General features: G+C 65.2%; 16 protein-coding genes. 13 read left to right on the top strand and 3 right to left on the bottom strand.

Annotated elements, in window-relative coordinates; translation table 11 throughout:
• The first annotated feature begins 60 nt into the window (after nucleotides 1–60).
• The 13 genes from OCK01_RS13460 (at nucleotide 61) to OCK01_RS13400 (ending at nucleotide 14,870) form a co-directional block, all read left to right on the top strand.
• Entirely contained in the window at nucleotides 61–1,506 is a 1,446-nt protein-coding gene (locus tag OCK01_RS13460) for an ABC transporter substrate-binding protein (protein ID WP_263824360.1), read from the top strand.
• Between the two features lie 188 nt (nucleotides 1,507–1,694).
• Nucleotides 1,695–2,618, top strand: a complete 924-nt coding sequence (locus OCK01_RS13455) for a carbohydrate ABC transporter permease (RefSeq protein ID WP_263824359.1) — start codon at nucleotides 1,695–1,697, stop codon at nucleotides 2,616–2,618.
• A 9-nt stretch (nucleotides 2,619–2,627) separates the two neighbouring features.
• Nucleotides 2,628–3,485 carry a carbohydrate ABC transporter permease gene (locus OCK01_RS13450; RefSeq protein WP_263824358.1) on the top strand — a complete coding sequence of 286 codons (858 nt, stop codon included), beginning with the start codon at nucleotides 2,628–2,630 and terminating at the stop codon, nucleotides 3,483–3,485.
• Nucleotides 3,486–3,488: 3 nt separating this feature from the next.
• Entirely contained in the window at nucleotides 3,489–4,607 is a 1,119-nt protein-coding gene (locus OCK01_RS13445; protein WP_263824357.1) for an ABC transporter ATP-binding protein, read from the top strand.
• Nucleotides 4,604–5,728 carry an ABC transporter ATP-binding protein gene (locus OCK01_RS13440; RefSeq protein WP_263824356.1) on the top strand — a complete coding sequence of 375 codons (1,125 nt, stop codon included), beginning with the start codon at nucleotides 4,604–4,606 and terminating at the stop codon, nucleotides 5,726–5,728. The genes OCK01_RS13445 and OCK01_RS13440 overlap by 4 nt, the downstream gene beginning before the upstream one ends.
• Nucleotides 5,725–7,311: an FGGY-family carbohydrate kinase gene (locus tag OCK01_RS13435; RefSeq protein WP_263824355.1), complete on the top strand. Its 1,587-nt coding sequence runs from the start codon at nucleotides 5,725–5,727 to the stop codon at nucleotides 7,309–7,311. The genes OCK01_RS13440 and OCK01_RS13435 overlap by 4 nt, the downstream gene beginning before the upstream one ends.
• Nucleotides 7,312–7,315: 4 nt before the next feature.
• Nucleotides 7,316–8,353, top strand: a complete 1,038-nt coding sequence (locus tag OCK01_RS13430; RefSeq protein WP_263824354.1) for a 2-hydroxyacid dehydrogenase — start codon at nucleotides 7,316–7,318, stop codon at nucleotides 8,351–8,353.
• Between the two features lie 7 nt (nucleotides 8,354–8,360).
• Nucleotides 8,361–9,014, top strand: coding sequence for a class II aldolase/adducin family protein (locus OCK01_RS13425; protein WP_263824353.1), 654 nt, complete (start codon nucleotides 8,361–8,363; stop codon nucleotides 9,012–9,014).
• Nucleotides 9,015–9,016: 2 nt separating this feature from the next.
• Entirely contained in the window at nucleotides 9,017–10,543 is a 1,527-nt protein-coding gene (locus OCK01_RS13420) for a glycerol-3-phosphate dehydrogenase (RefSeq protein WP_263824352.1), read from the top strand.
• Between the two features lie 241 nt (nucleotides 10,544–10,784).
• Nucleotides 10,785–11,825: a class II aldolase/adducin family protein gene (locus OCK01_RS13415; protein WP_263824351.1), complete on the top strand. Its 1,041-nt coding sequence runs from the start codon at nucleotides 10,785–10,787 to the stop codon at nucleotides 11,823–11,825.
• Nucleotides 11,822–13,102, top strand: a complete 1,281-nt coding sequence (locus OCK01_RS13410; RefSeq protein ID WP_263824350.1) for an FGGY-family carbohydrate kinase — start codon at nucleotides 11,822–11,824, stop codon at nucleotides 13,100–13,102. Before OCK01_RS13415 ends, OCK01_RS13410 begins: the two co-directional genes overlap by 4 nt.
• Nucleotides 13,099–13,932 (top strand): TIGR01459 family HAD-type hydrolase, encoded by an 834-nt coding sequence (locus OCK01_RS13405; RefSeq protein WP_263824349.1) that lies wholly within the window; start codon nucleotides 13,099–13,101, stop codon nucleotides 13,930–13,932. The genes OCK01_RS13410 and OCK01_RS13405 overlap by 4 nt, the downstream gene beginning before the upstream one ends.
• 11 nt (nucleotides 13,933–13,943) lie before the next feature.
• Nucleotides 13,944–14,870: a sugar phosphate isomerase/epimerase family protein gene (locus tag OCK01_RS13400; RefSeq protein WP_263824348.1), complete on the top strand. Its 927-nt coding sequence runs from the start codon at nucleotides 13,944–13,946 to the stop codon at nucleotides 14,868–14,870.
• 32 nt (nucleotides 14,871–14,902) lie between these two features.
• On the opposite strand, the gene OCK01_RS13395 is transcribed toward OCK01_RS13400, so the two are convergent.
• The 3 genes from OCK01_RS13395 to OCK01_RS13385 all read right to left on the bottom strand — a co-directional run bounded on the left by OCK01_RS13395 (nucleotide 14,903) and on the right by OCK01_RS13385 (nucleotide 21,691).
• Nucleotides 14,903–17,935, bottom strand: a complete 3,033-nt coding sequence (locus OCK01_RS13395) for a M10 family metallopeptidase C-terminal domain-containing protein (RefSeq protein ID WP_263824347.1) — start codon at nucleotides 17,933–17,935, stop codon at nucleotides 14,903–14,905.
• 331 nt (nucleotides 17,936–18,266) lie between these two features.
• Nucleotides 18,267–19,616: an HlyD family type I secretion periplasmic adaptor subunit gene (locus tag OCK01_RS13390; RefSeq protein WP_263824346.1), complete on the bottom strand. Its 1,350-nt coding sequence runs from the start codon at nucleotides 19,614–19,616 to the stop codon at nucleotides 18,267–18,269.
• Nucleotides 19,613–21,691 (bottom strand): type I secretion system permease/ATPase, encoded by a 2,079-nt coding sequence (locus tag OCK01_RS13385; protein WP_263824345.1) that lies wholly within the window; start codon nucleotides 21,689–21,691, stop codon nucleotides 19,613–19,615. Before OCK01_RS13385 ends, OCK01_RS13390 begins: the two co-directional genes overlap by 4 nt.
• Between the last annotated feature and the right edge of the window lie 34 nt (nucleotides 21,692–21,725).

Here is a 21,725-nt window from a genome sequence, read left to right as displayed (position 1 = left end):
GGTGGCCGGTATGGCTCGACAGAGCCGAGGAGACACCCAACTCGTGGAGGAGATACGGATATGCATGAGAAGGAAAAGGATCTGATCGACGCCTTCCTGCGCGGCCAGGTGGACCGTCGCGGCCTGTTGAAGGGCCTCGGCGCACTGGGCGTGACCGCGGGAACGGCCGGCATGCTGATGGGCATGATGCAGAGCCAGGCGCTGGCCGCCGACTTCGACTGGAAGGCGCATTCGGGCAAGTCGCTCAAGCTTCTGCTCAACAAGCATCCCTATGCGGATGCGATGATCGCCAACCTCAAGACCTTCACCGACATGACCGGCATCAACGTCACCTATGACGTGTTCCCGGAAGACGTCTATTTCGACAAGGTCACGGCGGCGCTGTCGTCGGGCTCCAGCGAATACGACGCCTTCATGACCGGCGCCTACATGACCTGGACCTATGGCCCGGCCGGCTGGATCACCGATCTCAAGGAATGGATCAACGACCCGGCCAAGACCAACCCGCAATATGCCTGGGACGACTTCCTGCCAGGCGTCAAGAACTCCTGCGCCTGGAACGGCACGCCCGGCGGCGCGCTCGGCTCCGACGACGCCAAGCAGTGGTGCATTCCCTGGGGTTACGAGCAGAACAACCTCTCCTACAACAAGGCGATGTTCGACAAGGTCGGCGCCAAGGTTCCGACCAATATCGACGAGATGCTCGACACCGCGGCCAAGCTGACCAAGGATGTCGGCGGCGGCGTCTACGGCATCGGCGTGCGCGGCTCGCGCTCCTGGGCGACCATCCATCCGGGCTTCCTGTCTGGCTACGCCAATTTTGGCCAGAAGGACCTCAACGTCTCTGCCGACGGCAAGCTGTCGGCCGCGATGAACACCAAGGAGTCCAAGGACTTCCACGGCAAATGGGTCAAGATGATCCAGGACAGCGGCCCGAAAGACTGGTCGACCTACACCTGGTATCAGGTCGGCACCGATCTCGGCGCCGGCGCCTCCGCCATGATCTACGACGCCGACATTCTCGGCTATTTCATGAATGGCGGCGACAACAAGATGAAGGGTCAGCTGGCTTATGCTCCCTTTGCGGCCAATCCGGCGGCTGAAGGGCCGACGCCGAACATCTGGATCTGGTCGCTGGCCATGTCCAACTTCTCGAAAGACAAGGACGCCACCTGGTTCTTCCTGCAATGGGCGACGGGTCTGGAACACGCCATCTTCGGCGCGACCAAGATGGACTTCGTCAACCCCGTCCGCAAGAAGGTCTGGGCCGACCCGATGTTCACCGAGCGGCTGAACAAGTCCTATCCCGGCTATGTCGAAATGCATGACAAGTCGGCTCCGGGCGCCTCGATCAAGTTCACGGCCCAGCCGCTGTTCTTCGACGTGACGACCGAATGGGCGGCGACGCTGCAGAAGATGGTGGCCAAGGAAGTGCCTGTCGACGAAGGCCTCGACCAGCTGGCGCAGTCGATCGACAAGCAGCTGCAGGAAGCCGGCCTCGGCTGATCGAAAGCTCCCCAAAGGGCTCCAAAGCGGGGCGCCCTTTCGCGACCGTAACCCTCTTTTGCGTCGCGCCCCGCAGGCGGCCGGGTTGTTCTCCCTGGCCCGGCCGCCTCTTCTCTCATGACATGCGCGATGGACGGAGCGATCCGTCCATCCAATGATGAAAACACTCCAAGACAATGGAGCGAAACATGGCCGAGACAGTCGCCGCAAAACGGGCCCCGTCGGGCTTCAGGATCTCCAAACGCGTCCTGCCCTATGTGCTGAGCCTGCCCGCGCTGCTGGTCTGCATCGGGATCCTCATTCCCTTCGTCACCGCGGTGATCAGCTCCTTCCAGCGCTACCGGCTGTCGCAGCCCTGGGCGCGCAAATTCAACTGGGGCGAAAACTACCTCAATTTCTTCACCGATCCGAGCTTCTGGAACACGCTGAAGATCTCGCTCGTCTATGCCGGGCTGACGGTCGTGCTCGAACTGCTGCTCGGCCTCGCCATCGCGCTTTTGCTGCAGAAACGCTCGACGGTGAACAATTTCATCTCGATCATGCTGCTCCTGCCGCTGATGACCGCGCCGGCGCTGGCCGCGCTGATGTGGAAGCTGATGACCAATCCGGGCTTCGGCATCCTCTCCTATGGCGCAAGCCTGATCGGACTGTCGGATTTCCGCTGGGCGTCCTCGCCGTCGACGGCGCTGTTCACCGTCGTGCTGGTCGATATCTGGGTCTATACGCCATTCATCATGATCCTGCTGCTCGCCGGCTTGCGCTCGCTGCCGACCCAGCCTTTCGAGGCGGCGGCGCTTGACGGCGTGCCGCGCAGCTTCGTGTTCTTCCGCATCACCCTGCCGATGCTGACGCCCTATATCCTGACGGCGACGCTGTTCCGGCTGCTCGACAGCATCCAGCAATTCGACATCATCTATGCGATGACCCAAGGCGGACCCGGCGACACGCTGACGGTGTTCCAGGTCGAGGCGTACCTCAACTTCTTCCAGGCGACCAATGTCGGACGCTCGGCGGCGCTGATGATCATCCTCTGGGCCATCACCTATTTCCTCTCAAACCTCTTCATCAAGAACTGGCTGCGGCTGCGCGAACGCGCCCGCGGCGAAGCGTGAGGCTCGATCATGGAAACCACCTCCCCTATCGAACGCGTGCTGCGCGCCATTGCGCTGACCCTGGTCGTGATCTTCTTCATGTTCCCGATCCTGTGGATCTTCATGATGAGCTTCCAGACCAACGAGACGATCCTATCGATCCCGCCGAAAGTGGTGTTTTCGCCGACGCTCGAAAACTATCAGGCGCTGATCACCGGCAAGCTGGTCTCCAACGCCGGCACGCTCGACATCGCCTTCATGCGCAATCTCGGCAATTCGGTGCTGTTGTCGGTCGCCTCGGTGGCGGTGGCGCTGCTGCTCGGCGTGCCGGCGGCCTATGCTTTCGCCCGCCACAAGTTCAAGGGCTCGGAGGACATTGCCTTTACGCTGCTGTCCTTCCGCTTCGCGCCGCCGCTCTTGGTGCTGTTGCCGCTGACCCAGTATTTCCAGTGGATGGGGCTGGCCAACACCTATATCGGCCTGATCTGGGTCTATCAGCTGATCTGCCTGCCGCTGATCCTGTGGATCGTGCGCGGCTATTTCGAGGACATCTCGGCCGACGTCGAATACGCCTATCGGATCGCCGGCCACGGCTGGTTCGCGACCTTCCGCAAGATCGCCCTGCCGCTCGCCGGTCCGGGCATTGCCGCCGCCGGCCTGCTCGCCTTCATCTTCGCCTGGAACAATTTCGTCTTCGCGCTGGTGCTGGCGTCGGCCGACAAGCAGCCGGTGACGGTGGGTGCGCTCGCCTTCGTCACAGCCTCTGGCATTCAATACGGCCAGATCGCTGCGGCCATCGTGCTGTCGATCGCGCCGACGCTTGCGCTCGCGCTCTACGCCCAGCGCTACCTCGTCGAAGGCCTGTCGCTCGGCGCGGTGAAAGGATAAATCATGGCCACGCTCGAACTCAAACACATCACCAAGCGCTTCAAGACGCATACGGTCATCGACGATCTGTCGCTCAGCATTGCGGAAGGCGAACGGCTCGTGCTGTTCGGCTCCTCGGGCGCCGGCAAGACGGTGCTGCTCCGGCTGATCGCCGGCGTGATCGATCCCGATCAGGGCCATATCCTGATCGGCGGCGAGGATGTGACCGATCTCGACGCCGAATATCGCGGCATCGGCATGGCGTTTCAGAATTTCGCGCTGTTTCCGCATATGGACGCCTTCGCCAATATCGCCACGCCGCTCGAGGCGCGCGGCGAGAAGGACGGCGCCATCAAGGCGGGCGTCGAAAAGGTCGCCAAGCTTCTCAAGATCGACCATGTGCTGACGCACAGGCCCAAGGCGCTGTCGAACGGCCAGAAGCAGCGCACGGCGCTGGCGCGGGCGCTGGCCGGCTCGCCGCCGGTGCTGCTGCTCGACGATCCCCTGCGCAATGTCGACGCCAAGCTCCGCTTCGAAATGCGGCTGGAGCTGCCGCGCGTGCTCGCCCGCCAAGGCGCGACCACCATCTATGTGACGCAGGACTACAAGGAGGCCATGGCGCTCGGCGACCGGATCGCCGTGATGGCGCATGGCAAGATCCAGCAGATCGGCGCGCCCGAGGACATCTATCTCCGTCCCGCCAATGTCGAGATCGCCCGTCTCTTCGGCGACCCGACCATCAACCTGCTCGACGTGACGCCGAAGAGCGATGCGGGCGGCGTCTATTGCGAGATCTCCAATGTGCGGGTGGCGCTGCCGCATGTGGCGCAGAGCGCTGCGGGCAAGCCCGCCATTCTCGGCCTCCGGCCCGAGACGCTGCGCTTCGTCGATCCCGCCGGCGAGAACGCCGTGCCTGTGACCGTGGAGGCGGAAACGCCGCTGAACGAAAAGACCGTAACGCTGGCGCTGACGGCGCGTAGCCGGGAAATCCTGGTGTCGCGGCCGGCTGGAGCGCCGGGGCCGACACATGGAAGCGCGGCGATCGCCATCGATGGCGGCCAGGCCTTCCTGTTCGACAAGGAAACGGGCGCGCGCCTGTCCGACAATGACAAAGCCCATAAGCATCAGGGAGTCGCGGCATGATGGAGACCGCTCTCAGGATCGACGGCGTCGACAAATTCTACGGCCCCGTGGATTACGGCGTGCATGCCGTCAAGAAACTGACGATGGATGTCAAGAAGGGCGAGATCATCGCACTGCTGGGCTCGTCCGGCTGCGGCAAGACTTCGACGCTTCGCATGATCGCCGGCTTTGAGGCCGTGTCGCGCGGACAGATTTCGCTGGGCGGCCGTCCGGTGCATATGCTGGCCCCGGTCAAGCGCAACGTCGCCATGGCGTTCGAAGGCTATTCGCTCTATCCGCCGCTGACGGTGAAGGAGAACATGGCCTTTGCATTGAAGGCGGCGAAACTCTCCAACGCCGAGGTGGAGGAAAAGGTCGCCTATATCGCCAAGCTGCTGGAGATCGAGGACATTCTCGGCCGCTATCCCAGCTCGATTTCGGGCGGCCAGCAGCAGCGCGCTTCCTTGGGCCGGGCGCTGATCCGCAACGCCGACCTGCATCTGCTCGACGAGCCGATGGGCCAGCTCGAGCCGCAACTGCGCGCCGTGCTGCGCGGCCGCATCAAGCATTACATCAAGGAGCGCGGGCTGACCGCCATCCTCGTGACCCATGACCAGACGGAAGCCAATGCGCTGGCCGACCGGATCGCGGTGATGGAAGGCGGGGTGCTGCAGCAGTTCGATACGCCCGAGATGATCAAGGAGCGGCCGGCCAATCTTTTCACCGGCACCTTTGTCGGCGAACCGCCGATGAACGTGTTTTCCGCCAGCGTCACAACATCCGGCGAAAGCGTGTCCTTCGGCCTCGGCGACGGGGTCAAGCTCGACTATCCGGCCTCCGCCTTCGCGCCCGAAGTGCGGGCGGCGCTCGGCAAACGCAACCGCGTGACGATCGGCATCCGTCCCTATGCGGTCAGGCGCGCCGATGACGGGGTTGCGGCCAAGGTTGCGGTCAATCAATGGCTCGGCGACCAGACCCATATCGCCGCCGATTTCGCCGGCGCCACCATGGTGCTGGTCGAGCATGACCGGGTAAGCCTCACCCCCGGCGAGACGATCCGCATCCATCTCGCGCCGAAAAGCCTGCATGTGTTCGACGCCGAGACGGGCGTTGCGATTTCGCATGGAGATCAATTGGCATGAGCGGCGGAGCGGTGAGACGCGACATCGTGATCGGCATCGACGCGGGCACGTCGGTGCTGAAATCCGTCGCCTTCGACCTGGCCGGCAACCAGCTGGCGGTGGCGTCGATCGCCAACCATTACGAGGCGGAGGGGCGTGCGGGCTGGGTGCAGGACATGACCCGCACCTGGGCGGACACGGCCCGCACGCTCGCCGACCTCGCCGACAAGATCGACAATCTCCGGGAGCGGGTGGCCGGCATTGCCGTCACCGCCCAAGGCGACGGCACATGGCGGATCGACGCGGACGGCAATCCCATCGGCAAGGGCTGGCTGTGGCTCGACGCGCGCGCCGGCGCGATCGTCGACCGGCTGCGGGGCGACGCGGGCGACATCGCTCGCTACCAGACCTGCGGCTCGGGCCTCGCCGCCTGCCAGCAGGGTCCGCAGCTGAAATGGATGCTGGAAAATGCCCCCGAGATGCTGGATGGCGTCACCACCACCTTCCACTGCAAGGACTGGCTCTATTTCAAGCTGACCGGCCAGCGCGCCACCGACCCTTCGGAAGCCGTGTTCACGTTCGGCGATTTCCGCAAGCGGAGCTATAGCGAGGAGGTGATCGATTTTCTCGATCTCCGCCACAAGCGCAGCCTGTTGCCTGAGATCGTCGATGGCGCGACCACGCATCATCCGCTGACCGAAGAGGCGGCGCGTCTGACCGGCCTGCCCGCGGGCACGCCCGTCGTGCTCGGCTACGTCGACGTGGTCTGCACCGCGCTCGGCGCCGGGCTTTACGAGCCCGGCGTGCAGGCGGGATGCTCGATCGTCGGCTCCACCGGCATGCATATGCGCTTCGCCGAAAGCCCCGACGACGTCTGGCTGAACGCCGACCAGACCGGCTACACGATGTGCTGGCCCGTGCCCGGCGCCTATGCGCAGATGCAATCCAATATGGCGGCGACGCTGAATATCGACTGGATCATCTCGGTGGCTTCAGGCCTGCTCAAGAGCATGGGCGTCGAGAAATCGAAAAGCGAGCTTCTCGGCCATCTCGACACCTGGCTGGCGGGGGCGACGTCGGACCCGATCCTCTACCATCCCTATATTTCCGACGCCGGCGAACGCGGGCCGTTCGTGGACGCCACCGCGCGCGCCTCGCTGGTGGGGCTGACGATGAATCACGGCTTCGGCGATCTCGTCCGCGCCGTGTTCGACGGGCTCGCCATGGCGGCGCGCGATTGCTACACGGCGATGGGGCCGACGCCCGACCGGGTGCGGCTGACCGGCGGCGCCGCGCGATCGGCGTCGCTCCGCGCCATTCTCGGCGGCGCGCTGAACGCCGGCGTGCAGACGTCGACGCGCGAGGAAGCGGGCGCGGCCGGCGCCGCGATGATCGCCTGCGTGTCGCTCGGCGTCTATCCCGACATGGCGGCCTGCGTCGCCGACTGGGTGAGCCCCTGCCTCAAGCCGGTGGAAGCGCCGGATGCTGCGATCGCGGCGCGCTTCGACCGCGCCTTCGACCCTTACCGCCAGACGCGGACCGCGCTCCGCCCGATCTGGCACATGCTCGCGGAAGCCCCTGAGGCCCCGCTTCGAAAGGACTGAGAGAATGAAGAAGATTGCGATCATCGGCGATCGTTTCATGCTGCCCACCGTGTTTCGCGACAAGATCGTCGACGCCTGTGGCGAGGACCACGACATTCGCCTGCTCGAGCAACCCTGGCCGGACGAGCCGATGGAGCATGGCTATGCGGTGGAAGGCATGGCCGGGCTCAAGGAATATATGGGGTCTGCCGAAGAGATCGTCTCCTTCGTCGACGACGCCGAAATCCTGGTGACGCAGCTTGCGCCGCTGTCGTCGGGCATGTTTGCGCAATTGCCCAATCTCAAATGCGTGGCGGTGTCGCGCGGCGGGCCTGTCAATATCGACATGCAGGCGGCCCGGGCTGCGGGCGTGCGCGTCGTCAACACGCCCGGCCGCAACGCCTCCGCCGTGGCCGAATTCACGCTCGGCGCGATCCTCGCCGAAACACGGCTGATCCGCATGGGACATGAAAGCCTGCGGGCCGGCGAATGGCGCGGCGATCTCTACCGCGCCGACCGGACGGGCCGCGAGCTCTCGGAAATGGTGGTCGGCGTGATCGGCTACGGCAATATCGGCACCAAAGTGGTGCGGCTGCTGCGCGCCTTCGGCACCAAAGTCATCGTGCATGACCCCTATGTGCAGCTGTCGGTCGATGACATCAATGGCGGCGTCGAGCAGGTGTCCTTCGACGATCTGCTGTCGCGCGCCGACATCGTGACCCTGCATCCCCGGGTGACCGAGGAGACCAAGGGCATGATGAACGCCGACAGCTTCGCCAGGATGAAGAAGGGCGCGATCTTCGTGAACACCGCCCGCGGCCCGCTCTGCGATTACGATGCGCTCTATGAGGCGCTGATCAGCGGGCAGCTGTCGGCCGCCATGCTGGAAACCTTCGCCGTGGAGCCGGTGCCGGCCGACTGGCCGCTCTTGCAGCTGCCGAATGTGACGCTGACCCCGCATATCGCCGGCGCCTCGGTGCGCACCGTGACCTATGCTGCCGAAATGGCGGCGGAAGAGGTGCGCCGCTATATCGCCGGGCTGCCCCCGGTCAATCCCTGCTGAGGCTGTTATGAGCACGGAAGACATCATCCGACGCTCCATCATCGAAAGCTGCCGGGCGATGAACGCGTCCGGGCTGAACCAGGGGACGTCGGGCAATATTTCGGTGCGCTATGGCGAGAGCATGCTGATCTCGCCGAGTTCGATCCCTTATGACGAGGTGACAGCCGACATGATCGCCTCGATGCCGATCTCCGGCGAGCGCGGCGCCTATGACGGGCCGAAAGTGCCCTCGGTGGAATGGCCGTTTCATCTCGACATCATGCGCTCGCGGCCGGATGTGAATGCGGTCGTGCACACGCATGCGCCCTTCTCGACCATTCTCGCCATCGCCCGCAAGCCGATCCCCGCCTGTCACTATATGATCGCCGCCTTCGGCGGCAATGACGTGCGGGTGGCGGACTATGCCCGCTACGGCACGCAGGATCTGTCCGACAGCGTGCTTCGGGCGCTGGAAGGCCGCACCGCCTGCCTGATGGCCAATCACGGCATGCTGGCCTGCGGCGACAGTCTCAAAAAAGCGATGTGGCGCGCCGTCGAACTCGAAACCATCGCCAAGCAATATTATCACAGCCTGCTGATCGGCGGGCCGGCGCTGCTGCCCGACGAGGAGATCGCCGGCGTCGTCTCGGCCTTTTCGGGCTATGGACTGAAGGAGAGCTGAGCATGACGGCTGACAAGGGCATCATCGACCTGTTCGTGATCGGCGGCGGCGTCAATGGCGCCGGCATCGCCCGCGACGCCGCCGGACGGGGCTTAAGCGTCGTGATGGTGGAGAAGGACGATCTCGCCCAAGGCACCAGTTCGCGCTCCGGCAAGCTGGTGCATGGCGGGCTTCGCTATCTCGAATATTACGAATTCCGGCTGGTGCGCGAAGCTTTGATCGAGCGCGAGGTGCTGCTCAATAGCGCCCCGCACATCATCTGGCCGATGCGTTTCGTGCTGCCGCACAACCCCGCCGACCGCCCGGCCTGGCTGGTGCGGCTCGGCCTCTTCCTCTACGACCATCTCGGCGGCAGAAAGCGCCTGCCCGGCACCCGCAGCCTCAACCTGCGCACCGCGCCCGAGGGCGCGCCGATCAAGCCCGAATACACCAAGGCCTTCGAATATTCGGACTGTTGGGTGGACGACGCCCGCCTGGTGCTGCTCAATGCGCTCGACGCCAAGGACAAGGGCGCGGAGATCCTGACCCGCACCGCCTGCACCACCATCCGCCGCGACGGCAAGCTGTGGGACATCGAGACCACCGACCAGCGCACGGGCGCCAAGCGCCGTTTCAGGGCCCGCTGCGTGGTCAACACCGCCGGCCCCTGGGTCAACGACGTGATCGGCCGGGTGGCGGGGCTGAATTCGGCCCGCAGCGTGCGGCTTGTGAAGGGCAGCCATATCGTCACGCGCAAATTCTGGGAGGGGCGGCAGGCCTATCTGGTGCAGAACCCCGACAAGCGGGTGATCTTCATCAACCCCTATCAGGACGACCTGACGCTGATCGGCACCACCGACATTCCCTATGACGGACGGCCGGAGGATGTCGCGCCCGACGGCAACGAGATCGATTACCTGCTGAAATCGGTCAACCGCTATTTCAAGCAGCAGCTGACCCGCGACGACATCGTCCATTCCTTCTCGGGGGTGCGGCCGCTCTATGACGACAACGCCGAAAATCCATCGGCTGTGACGCGCGACTATATTTTCGAGGTCGATGGCGACGGCGAGCGCGCGCCGCTGCTCTCGGTGTTCGGCGGCAAGATCACCACCTTCCGCAAGCTGTCGGAACATGCGCTGGAAAAGATCAAGCCGTTCTTCCCCGCCATGGGCGAGGCCTGGACGCGGCGCGGCGTACTGCCGGGCGGAGCGATGCCCAAGGCGGATTTCGACCAGTTCCTCGGCGATATGAAACGCGCCTATCCCTGGCTGCCGGCCCCGGTGCTCAAGCATTACGCCCGGCTCTACGGCTCCAGGCTGGTGACGCTTCTGGGCGACGCGCGCGGGATGGGCGATCTCGGCCAGTGTTTCGGCGGGGTGTTTTACGAGCGCGAGGCCTATTTCCTGATGCGCGAGGAATGGGCGGAGACGGCGGAGGACATTCTCGACCGGCGCACCAAGCATGGACTGAAGTTGACCGACAGCGAGCGGGCGGCGTTTGCGGGTTGGATGGAGCAGCGGCGCGTGCAGGCGGGGGCGGCGGAGTGAGGATTTCGTCGACAGGGTTGCGTCTGCGGCTACCCCCCTCTGCCCTGCCGGGCATCTCCCCCTCAAGGGGGGAGATTGGCCGGAAGCGTGCGCTCGGCGTCCTCCGGCCGCAGAGTTTGCCGCAGTCTCGACGTTGCGTGGAGGCAGGACGGCGCCACAGAGCAATCTCCCCCCTTGAGGGGGAGATGTCCGGCAGGACAGAGGGGGGTGAAGCCTCCGCACAAACCATGAAGGCAATCCCATGAGCAGCACCGAATACCAGGCCCTGATCGACCTCTCCGCCCGCATCGGCGCGGATCCCGCATTGGTGCAGGCGGCCGGCGGCAATACGTCGATCAAGGATGGCGACACGCTGTGGATCAAGGCGTCGGGCCTGTGGCTGGCGCATGCGAGGGAACGCGACGTGATGGTGCCGGTCAAGCTCGGCGCCATTCTCGACGCGGTCGCCAAGCACGATCCCTCGGCGGAAAAGGCGCATGTGCATGTCGACCAGGCGCTGGCGAAGAACGGCTTGCGGCCGTCGATCGAGACCACCGTGCATGCGCTGATGCCGCAGAAGGTGGTGGTGCATGTCCATTGCGTCGAGACGATCGCGCTCGCGGTGCGTGCCGACGCCGAGCAGATTCTGGCGGAGCGACTGAAGGGCGTGGCCTATGCTTTTGTGCCCTATTGCCGGCCCGGCCTGCCCTTGGCGCGCGCCATTCATGCGCGGATGCGGCCAGATATTTCCGTGCTGATCCTCGGCAATCACGGCCTTGTGGTGGCGGGCGAGACGGTGGCGGAGGCCGAGGCGCTGCTGACGGATATCTGCCAGAGGTTGGCGTCTCCACGTCGGCCGGCGCCGGCGGCGGATCTTCCGGCGCTGTCGCGGCTGGCGCTCGACAGTTCCTATATGCTGCCTGCGGATGAAAACCTGCATGACGCGGCGACCGATCTCGAAAACTGCCGGATCGCCGCCGGCGGCAGCCTCTATCCCGACCATGTGATCTTTCTCGGCCCCGGCTTCATGATCGCCGCGCCCGGCGAAAGCGCGGTCGAGATGGAAGACCGGCTCAGCAATCCGCCGCCGGTTCTCTTGTTTCCCGGCAAGGGCGTCTTGGTGAAGAAGGCGATCGAGCCGGGGCCGCTGGCGCTGCTCGGCTGCTTCGTCGATGTGGCGAGCCGCATTCCCGAAGGCGCGCGGCTCGGCTATTTCACGCCGGAACAGAATGCCGAACTGCTGGGCTGGGACGCCGAGAAATATCGCCAGGAGCTCAACAGGCGGGGAGCCAGCCTGCAATGACCCCGCGCCCGCTCGTCATCGGCCTGGATATGGGCACCTCGGGCGCGCGCGCCGTGGCGATGGACGGGGACGGCCTTGTCGTCGCCAGCGCCGCCGCCAAGCTTTCGAGCTTCAGCGACGATCACCGCGATCCCGAGGGCTGGCGGGCGGCGATGCGTTCGGCATTGACGGGCGCGCTGGCTGAGATCGACCGAAGCGCCGTCGTCGCCATCGCGGTGGACGGCACGTCTGGCACGGTTTTACCGGTGGATGGAAACGGGCGGCCGCTGGCGCGCCCGATGATGTATAACGATCCGGTGGAAGATGCGGGCATCCTCAAGGCGGTGGCGGAGAATGCGCCGCGCGACAGCGCCGCGCATGGGCCGACCTCCGGCCTCGCCAAGCTGATGGTCTTCCAGACGATTGCCGGCGTCGAGCGGGTGATCCACCAGGCCGACTGGCTGGCCGGGCAGCTGACCGGTCGCTTCGACCTCAGCGACGAAAACAATGCCCTGAAGACGGGCTATGACCCGATCGTGAGGCGTTGGCCCGACTGGATCGGGGCGACCGGGGCGAACATAGCGCTGCTGCCCGATGTGCTGCCGGCGGGCGCGACGATGGCGCGGATTTCGGCGCAGGCGGCGCAGACCTATGGGGTGAGCCCGACGGTGCTGATTGCCGCCGGCACCACGGATGGCTGCGCCTCCTTCCTCGCCACCGGCGCCGACCGGCCGGGCGATGGCGTCAGCGCGCTGGGCACGACGCTGACGGTGAAGATCCTGTCGGACACGCCGCTGTTTGCGCCCGACTATGGGCTCTATAGCCATCGCATCGGCGATATCTGGCTGGCCGGCGGCGCCTCCAACGGCGGCGGCGTGGTGCTGGCGCAGCATTTCGAGCCCGACGCCATTGCCGCGCTGTCGGCGCGGATCGATCCGGAGACCGACAGCGGCCTCGACTATTATCCGCTGCCGAAGCCGGGCGAGCGCTTTCCGATTTCCGACCCTGCCCTCGCCCCGCGCATGAACCCGCGCCCTGAGGACGACGCCGATTTCCTCAAAGCCATCTTTGAGGGGATTGCCGGCATTGAGGCCTTGGCCTATCAGAGGCTGGAAAGCCTCGGCGGCCCCAAGCTCGGCTCGATCCGCAGCGTCGGCGGCGGGGCGAAGAACGAGGTCTGGACGAGGATCCGGCTGAGGAAGCTCGGCGTCGCCGCCGCGCCCGTTCTCTCGGAGGAAGCGGCGGCGGGCGCGGCAAGGCTGGCGCTCAAGGCGGCGCAAGCGGAGGGATTGTTATGACGGAGACGATCACCGGCCTGCATGAGGTGGCCGACCGGTTCGACGCCTTTCTCATCGACCAGTTCGGCGTGCTGCGCGACGGCGCCGGCCCCTATCCGCAGGCGCCGGCGGAACTGAAGAAGCTGCGCGCGCTCGGCAAGAAGATCATCGTCCTCTCCAATTCCGGCAAGCGCTCGGTCGAAAATTCCGTGCGGCTCGCCAAGCTCGGCTTCAATGAGGCTGATTGGGACTGGTTTTTGACGTCGGGCGAAACCGCCTGGCGGATGATGGCGGAGGAAACGCAGGGCGGCGCGCGCAAACGCTGCCTGCTGATCAGCCGCGACGGCGACACTTCGCCGCTCGACGGGTTGGACTACGACCGTACGGACGACGCGGAAACCGCCGACATCGTGCTGATCGCGGCGAGCGAAGGCGACCGCTACGATCTCTGCCATTACCAGCGCCTGCTGCAGCCGGCGGCGGAGCGTGGGCTGCGCTGCCTCTGCACCAATCCCGACAAGGTGATGCTGACCGCCGATGGCAAGGCCTTCGGCGCCGGCCGCATCGCCGATCTCTATGAAGAGTTGGGCGGCGCGGTGACCTGGATCGGCAAACCCTTCCCGGACATCTACGACCAGGCCAAGATCTTTCTCAAGGACATCGCGCCGGCGCGCATCTGCGCCATCGGCGACAGCGTCGAGCATGACATCGCCGGGGCGCGGACGGCCGGCATTGCTTCTATCCTGGTGCAGACCGGCATTCACGCCGAGGCGACGGCGGCCGAGCGCGCAGCCCTTTTTGCGCATCACGCGGCGACGCCCGATTTCATCCTTCCCGACTTCCGCCTCTGAAAGGCCCGTTCATGGCGTTTACGCTCTCGCTCAACACCAATCCGTTGGTCAACCGTTTCGCCGAGGCCGACGATCTCATCGACACGATCGCGGAGAAGATCCGCATCGGCCATGTGCAGCTCACCCATGAATTCATCAATCCCGGCTGGCCCGCCGCGACGATCTCCAAGCATGAACGCGCCTTCGCCCGCGCGCTCGACCGCACCGGCGTCAAGGTGACCTCGGGCATGACCGGCCCTTATGGCCGGCTCAACCATTTCGGCCATCCCGACGCCGATGTCCGGCGCTATTATGTCGACTGGTTCAAGACATTCGCCGATATCTCCGCCGGGCTTGGCGCCTCGGGCATGGGCACGCAATTCGCCATCTTCACCCATCGCGATTATGACGACCCGGTCAGGCGCGAAGAGTTGATGAAGATCGCCATCGATTGCTGGGCGGAGGTGGCCGAACATGCGCAGGCGGCGGGGCTCACCTATCTTTTCTGGGAGCCGATGTCTGTGGGCCGCGAATTCGGCCACACGATCGCCGAATGCCAGGCGCTCGACCGGCGGCTGGCGGAGCAAGGCTTCGCCATTCCGATGAAGATGATGGTCGATATCGACCATGGCGACGTGACCTCGCCCAACCCTGATGACATAGACCCCTACGCCTGGGCAGGCGCCTTTCCCAAAGAGAGCCCGATCATCCACATCAAGCAATCCTCGATGAACAAAGGCGGCCACTGGCCCTTTACCGCGCAATACAATCGGGACGGCCGGATACAGCCCGAGAAACTGCTGGACGCGGTGCGCTCCGGCGGCGGAACCGACAACGAGATCTGCCTCGAACTTTCCTTCCGCGAACGCGAGCCGACCGACCACCTCGTCGTCGAGATGATCCGGGAGTCTGTGGAATTTTGGGAGCCGTATATCGATACGGGGTTCAATCGGGGATGACGCGGCGACGGGCGCTCAGAGGCGGCGCGCGGCTACAGAACGAAAAAGCCTCTCGACAGGCTCATGGGATCGTCGAGATGGAGCACGAAATCGGCCTTGCCGTCGCCATTGACGTCGCCGGAGATGTAGGTGTCCGACTTGGCCCTCTCGTAGCGCAATTCGCCGGCTTTGCCGGAGAAGGCCGCGGTGTCGATGAAGCTGAAGGCGTCGTTTTTCGCCGTGGCGGCATTGGCGTCGATGCCGGACAGGTTGATGCGGTCGCCGCTCTTGCCGTTGAAATCGTAGATCGTGTCGGACGCGGTCTTTGTGGCGCCGATGTCTTTCGCCGATTTCATGACGAAACTGTCCCTGCCCGAGCCGCCATAGAGAAGGTCGAAGCCGCCGCCGCCGATCAGCGTGTCGTTGCCGCCGCCGCCCTTCAGGACGTTGACGCCGCTATTGCCCGTCAATCTGTCATTGAAGCCGCCGCCGGCGGCGTTTTCGAAGAACAACAGCATGTCGGAGCCCTGGCCGCCGCCGATCGCCTGTAATGTGGTCGCGGCGAGATTGACCCTGACGCCGCCGCTTGCGGCCCCGTAGTCGACGGTGTCGATCCCGACGCCGCCATCCATCCGGTCGTTTCCGGCGCTGCCGCGGAAACTGTCCTTGCCGGCGAAGCCCACCATCCGATCGTCGCCCGCCGTGCCCGAAAGCACATTGGCGCCCTTCGTGCCGTCGATCGTGGCGACGCGCTCCAGGAAGAGCCCGCCATTGCCATTGTCGACCAGCGACAGATGAAACTGGCTCAGGCCATTGAAGGCGAAGCCGCGCTGCTCGCCGGCGCCGGAAAATTGGAAGACGCCGTTTTCGCCGGATTGGGTCCAGGCGAAATTGTCCGGCTCGGAGAGGCTATAACCGCTCTCCTGCGCGAGATCGACGCGGTCGCCGAGACCGAAGCCGCCGAGCGTGATCGTGTGACTGATGGACCATGGGCCGTCGATACTGTGGCGCAGCGTCTCCGCCCCGGCCCCCGAAAATGTCACCGTCCCGGTCCAGTCGCCCCGCAAGGTCAGGACGCCGCCATTGACGGCGCGCACAGCGCCTGCGCCGGAGAGCAGATCCTGAATGACCAGCGCGCCGCCATCCGCTTCGAAGACGCCGTCATTGACGATGGCGCCGCTGGTGTCGATCACCATGGTCTCGCCGGTCGTGGCGCGCACGACGCCTCCGGACATGTTGCGCAGCTCGAAGAGTTCGGTCCCCGGGCCATTCTGCGTCGTGCCGATATAGCCGCCGCCGGCGATCACGCCCGAATTGGCGAGCACGGCGATCTCGCTGCTGTTTTCACCGCGGATCATCGAGTTGGCGCCGAGCGTCAGCACGCCCGCGCCGGACAGCGCTGCGCCCTGCCCGTCGATCAGCAGCGTGGCGGCTTGCGTCGGATGGAAGCCGATGTCGCCATCGTTGACGATTGCACCGCGAAAAAGACCGCCGTCGATCCGGACTGCGCCATGATTGGTGACGGCGCCCTGCCCCGTCGAGCCGTCCAGAACCGAGGCGGCAAATCCGACGAGTTGGATCAAGCCGCCATTGGCCGTTTCCAGAGAGCCGCCCCGCACCTCGCCGCTGCGAATGACGACCGTCGAGTCCACGCCGTCCGCGAGAATGGCGCCGTCCTTGTTGTCGATCGCGGTGGAGCCCGAATTGACGCCGATCGACAATTCGGCTCCGTCGACGGCGCGCAGAACGCCGGCGTTGACGAAACCGACCGTGCCATAGATCACGAGCGCGGCGTCGGCATTGTCCGCCTCGAACACGCCGCCTTCGTGATTGACCACCGACAGGAGCTTCGTCGCCAGGGCGCCGTTGTCGTAACGCCCTACATAGCCCGCGCCGCGAATGACGTTGTCGACATTCTCCAGCGTCGATTCGACGGTGTCGCTGGCTCCCTGCAGCATGGCGAAACCGACATTGTCGCCCGCGCCGGCGCTGTAGCTGAGCACGACCTCGCCGCCGCCCGTCAGCCTCGCGGACGAGGCGACGCGCAACGCCGTCCAGTAGCCGAGCAGACCGATTTCGCCGTGATTGACGATGTCGCCCGCGATCTGCGCCTCCGTGCCGATGCCGAAGGGGACGCCGAGCCGGACGAGGCTGTCGGTGGTGATGGTGACGGCGCCCGCTTCGGTCGAACCGTCGAGGATGGTGTAGCCCGGGCCGCCCCCGGCCGCGACGTAACCGCCCCCGGTTTCCAGATAGATGACGCCGCCGCCGGACGTGTCCAAGAGCCCGCCCGTGAGCGCGGTGTTGTTGAGCACCGTTTTCGAGCCCGCGCCATAGGCGCCGACATAGCCCGATGACGACTGGTCGACGAAAGCGTTGTCGACGATGAGTTGCCCGCCGCCATTGGACACCAGCGCGCCTGTGTTGACCAGGGGATCGGTCTCGGCGACGCCCGGCGCGATGATCAACCTGCGCCCGCTCACATCCGCGTCGATGACGCCGCTGTTGATGATGGCCACGTAGCCGCCCGGGAAATATTGCTGGAAACTCCAGCCAATCTGCCCGACGCCGGAGATGCGGCTTTCATTGTGCAGCGTGGTGACGGCGCCCAGAGTGCCGGTCAGAAAAGCCGTTCCGTCGACATTGCTGGTCAGGCGCAGGTCGCCGGAGCCCGACAGGTGAAACTCGCCCGAATCCATCAACAGATAGGCCGAACCGCTTTCACCGCTGATGGTCATGAGATGGTTGTTGACGATGCCGCCGAGCACGGTGACGCTGTCGGTCAGGATCGTGAACGCGCCGTCGTTGCTCAAGGTGCCGCCGATCGTCATCAGCGATGCGTCGGCGATCACCGAGCCTGCGGAAGTGACGTCGAGATTTCGGGTGGCGACCTCCCCGGTCAAGGGGGAGTGATGGTCGAAGACATTGTTGGAGATCGTGACGCCCGCGGTCGCGACCACGACGTCGTCCGCGCCGCCCGGAACGACGTTGCCTTCGAAGTTCGTCCAGACGATCTCGCCAGACTCCTCGTTGATGACGACATCTGTCCACTCCGTTCCAAGTGTCGCCGTGAATGCAATCGCCATGCCGATCCTCCCCGTCGCGACAGCGTTCCCGACGTGCGGAGCGTCTATATCGCCGGATCACGATAGTGACGCGTGCAGAGCATGTCAATTGAAACGGCGCATCGCAAAGTTCTCTCCGCGTCTCTTCTAGCGCCGAGACACGAACAACCTTCGGATATTCTTCATCGCCTCGTTTACATCTTTTGGTTATTCACCGCAGTGCAAAACGTTCCAAGCGCCGATCCAAGTGTGACGGATCGGGCGCGCCCGATGCGAGGGCGGCCGGGCCGCGCGATGCAGCTGCTTGATGACCGCCAACGAAAAAGAGGCCGGAAGCCGGCCTCTTTCGTGATCAACGCTCCAGCATCGACTTGCCGAAATAGCTCGTCAGCGGACGCACCAGATAATCCCAGGGCGTGCGATAGGTGGTGCGGATGAACACGTCCACCGGCATGCCGGGGCGAATCTGCTGGGTCGGCCCGAGATATTTCTCTTCGCCGGGAAGCAGTTCGAGCGAGGCCGTGTAATAGCTCTGGCCAGTGCGCTCATTGGTGATGATGTCGGCCGAGACCCGGCGCACGCGACCGTTCAGATCCGGCGTATGACGGTGATCGAAGCTCTGGAAGCGAATTATGGCCTCCTGCCCCTCATGCACCTGGTCGATCTGGGTCGGCGGCAATTGCACGCTCACCACCAGCTTGACCTTTTCGGGCACGATTTCCATGATCGGCTCGGCGGCGCGCACGACCGCGCGGATGGCGTGGACCTGCAGGTTGAACACCTTGCCTTCCATCGGCGCCTTCACCTCGATGCGCGACAGCGTCTCGAGCGTGGAATTGCGGCGCTCCTTGAGCTCGGCCACCTTGGCGTCGGTGTCGGAGAGTTCCTTGATCGCCTCTTCGCGCATCTGGGCCGAGACGTTGATGATGGCGAGCTCCAGTTCGGCGACGCGCGCCCGGTTCTCGGCGATCGACGCCTGCGATTCCGACATGCTGCCGCGCGCCTGGGCCGCATCGCGCTCATAGGCGCTGACGCGGGTCATTTCGGTCAGCCCCTTGGCGAGCAGCGCCTTCTGGCGATCGACGTCGCCGGTGAGCAGCGTGAACTGCTCCTGCAGCGCCGCGATGCGCGCGCGCAGACCGTCGTTCTGCTTTTCGATCTGCGACTTGCGCTCCTGCAGCTGCTGGATCTGCTTGTCGCGGGTCAGCCGCCGCGCCACCAGCAATTCCCTCTGGCTGCGGATGATTTCAGCGGCCGTCTCGTCGGTCTTGGCGCGTTCGACGAGATCCTTGTCGAACACCGGTTCGGGCAGTTCGTCCTGTTCGGCGATCAGCCGGGCGCGCACGCCGAGCAGCGGATAGAGCTGGCTTTCCGTCACCGCGAGTTCAGCCCGATCGAAGGTGTCGTCGAACACGATCAGCGTCTGGCCGGCTTCGACGACCTGTCCGTCGCGCACGAGGATCTTGCCGATCACGCCGCCGGTGGCGTGCTGGATCACCTGTCGCTTGGTTTCGACTTCCACCACGCCCTGGCCGACCACTGCGCCGGCCATGGTGGTGAACACCGACCAGGCGCCGAAGCCGAACACCAGGATGAACAGCGTCGCGAAGCCCATGATCATGTAGCGCCGCGCGCTCCAGGATTGCACGGCGGCTTGGGGCGCGCTCGGCGCGGCGCGGAGTTGCAATGCGTCAGGGCTCATTTCTGCTCCCCGTTCTCGGAAGCGGCGGCATCGGCGCGACCCGGTTGTTGTTGTTCGGCGTCGCCTTTAGCTTCAGGCTGTGGCGGTTTTGAGGCCCCGGCGTCGGACGGTCCCGACGCCTGCGGCTTGACGCCGATGCCGGGAAGCAGACCGGTTCCAAGAATGCCGGGCAGCGCCGGACGCGCGCCCGATGGCGGCGCAGGACGCGGCGCGCTCGAGGGCGCGCCGCCGGGCGTCGGGCCCGTGGGCGCCTGCGGGCCGGGCGTTGGCGCGCCGGGCGCTGGCGCGCCGGGAGTTCCGCCCTGGGCGGCGCCGCCGTTCGGCGCCGGCGGGCGCGGTCCCTGCGGAAGCTGGGCGGGCGCGCCCGGCTGACCGCCGTTCTGCTGGCCGCCGGACCCGATCGACTGGTAATTCTTCAGATGCTGCTTGAGCACCTCGTCGCGCGGGCCGAAGGCCACGCGGTTGCCGCCTTCGAGAATGAGGATCAGGTCGCACTCCTCGATCGCCGCCGGCCGATGCGCCATGATGACCACCGAGCGGCCCTCTTTCTTGGCGTTGCGGATGGCGATGTTGAGCGCGGCCGAGCCCTCGGCGTCGAGATTGGCGTTGGGCTCGTCGAGCACCAAGAGCACGGGATCGCCGTAGAGCGCGCGGGCAAGGCCGATGCGCTGCTTCTGGCCGCCCGACAGGCGCTGGCCCTGGGCCGGCAGCTTGGTGTCGTAGCCCTGGCCGAGCTTGACGACCAGATCATGCGCCGCCGCCTTCTGCGCCGCCGCCACGACCTTTTCGGAATCGACATCAAGCGCCAGCCGGGCGATGTTCTCGGCGATCGTTCCTTCGAACAGCGCCACGTCCTGCGGCAGATAGCCGACATAATTGGCGAGGTCGTCGACATTGTACTGGTCGATCGCCGCGCCATCGAGGCGCACCTTGCCGGCCTGGATCGGCCAGACGCCGGTCAGCACGCGGGCCAGCGTGGACTTGCCGGAGCCGGACTGGCCGATCACGCCGAGCGCCTGGCCGGGCCTGAGTTCGAAGGACAGGTTGCGCAGCGTCGGCACCCGCTCGCCCGGCGGCACGACCGAAATGTTTTGCACGTCGAGAATGGCGCGCGGCTTGGGCAGCGTGGTGCGCTGGGCCTCCGGCGGCACCTTGGTCAGCACGTCCGCAAGGCTCTTCCAGCCCTGGATGGCGCGCTGGATCAGCGCCCACTGGCCGATCATGCCTTCGATCGGCGACAGCGCGCGGCCGATGATGATCGACGAGGCCAGCATCGCGCCGGAGCTGATATGGCCCTGGATGGCCAGCCAGGCGCCGGCGCCGAGGATGGCCGATTGCAGGAAGATGCGGAAGGTCTTGGAGGTGGTGGAATAAAAGCCGTTCTGGTCGCTGTAGTCGATATTGGCGTTGAGCATGTCCTGACGGAAACGCTGCCAGCGCACCGCGGTGGAGGTGCGCATGCCGAGCGCGCGCACGGTGTCGGCCTCTCGCTGCAGCGTGCCGGTCCATTCCTCCGACAGGCGGGCGGTGTTCATCGCCTTTTCCTGGTTCTCCTTGGTGCCGTTCTGGTTGAGCCAGGTCAGCGCGATGAGGATCAGGCCGCCGATCACGCCGAGCACGCCCATCAGCGGATGGAAAATGAAGATGATCACCACGAAGATCGGCGTCCACGGCACGTCGAACACCGAGAAGGCCGCCGGCGAGGCCAGAGCGCGCTGGATGGAATCGAGATCGCGCATGGCGGTGTTGGTGTTGATGCCCTGCGACGCCAGCATGGTGCGATCGGTGACGATGCGGAACACCCGCATTTCCAGCTTGGCGGCGAAGCGCGCCCCGATGCGCGCCGAAATGCGGGCGCGCATATGGTCGAGCACGCCCATGATCGCATAGAGCGCGACCAGCAGGAGCGTCAGCACGACCAGCGTGGGCTCGGAGCGGCTGGTGAGGACGCGATCATAGACCTGAAGGCTGTAAATCGAGCCGGTCAGCACCAACATATTGACGAAAAAGGAGAAAATACCGATTGCAACAAATGCGGAGCGGCTTTCGGCGAGGGCCGCCCGAAGCTCCTCCACACCGTTTTTCTTAGGAGCTGCGCTCAAAATAAGC

The sequence above is a fragment of the Rhizobium sp. TRM95796 genome (assembly GCF_025779995.1).
Lineage (GTDB): Bacteria > Pseudomonadota > Alphaproteobacteria > Rhizobiales > Rhizobiaceae > Rhizobium_E.
This window is presented reverse-complemented; position numbering and strand designations above follow the sequence as displayed.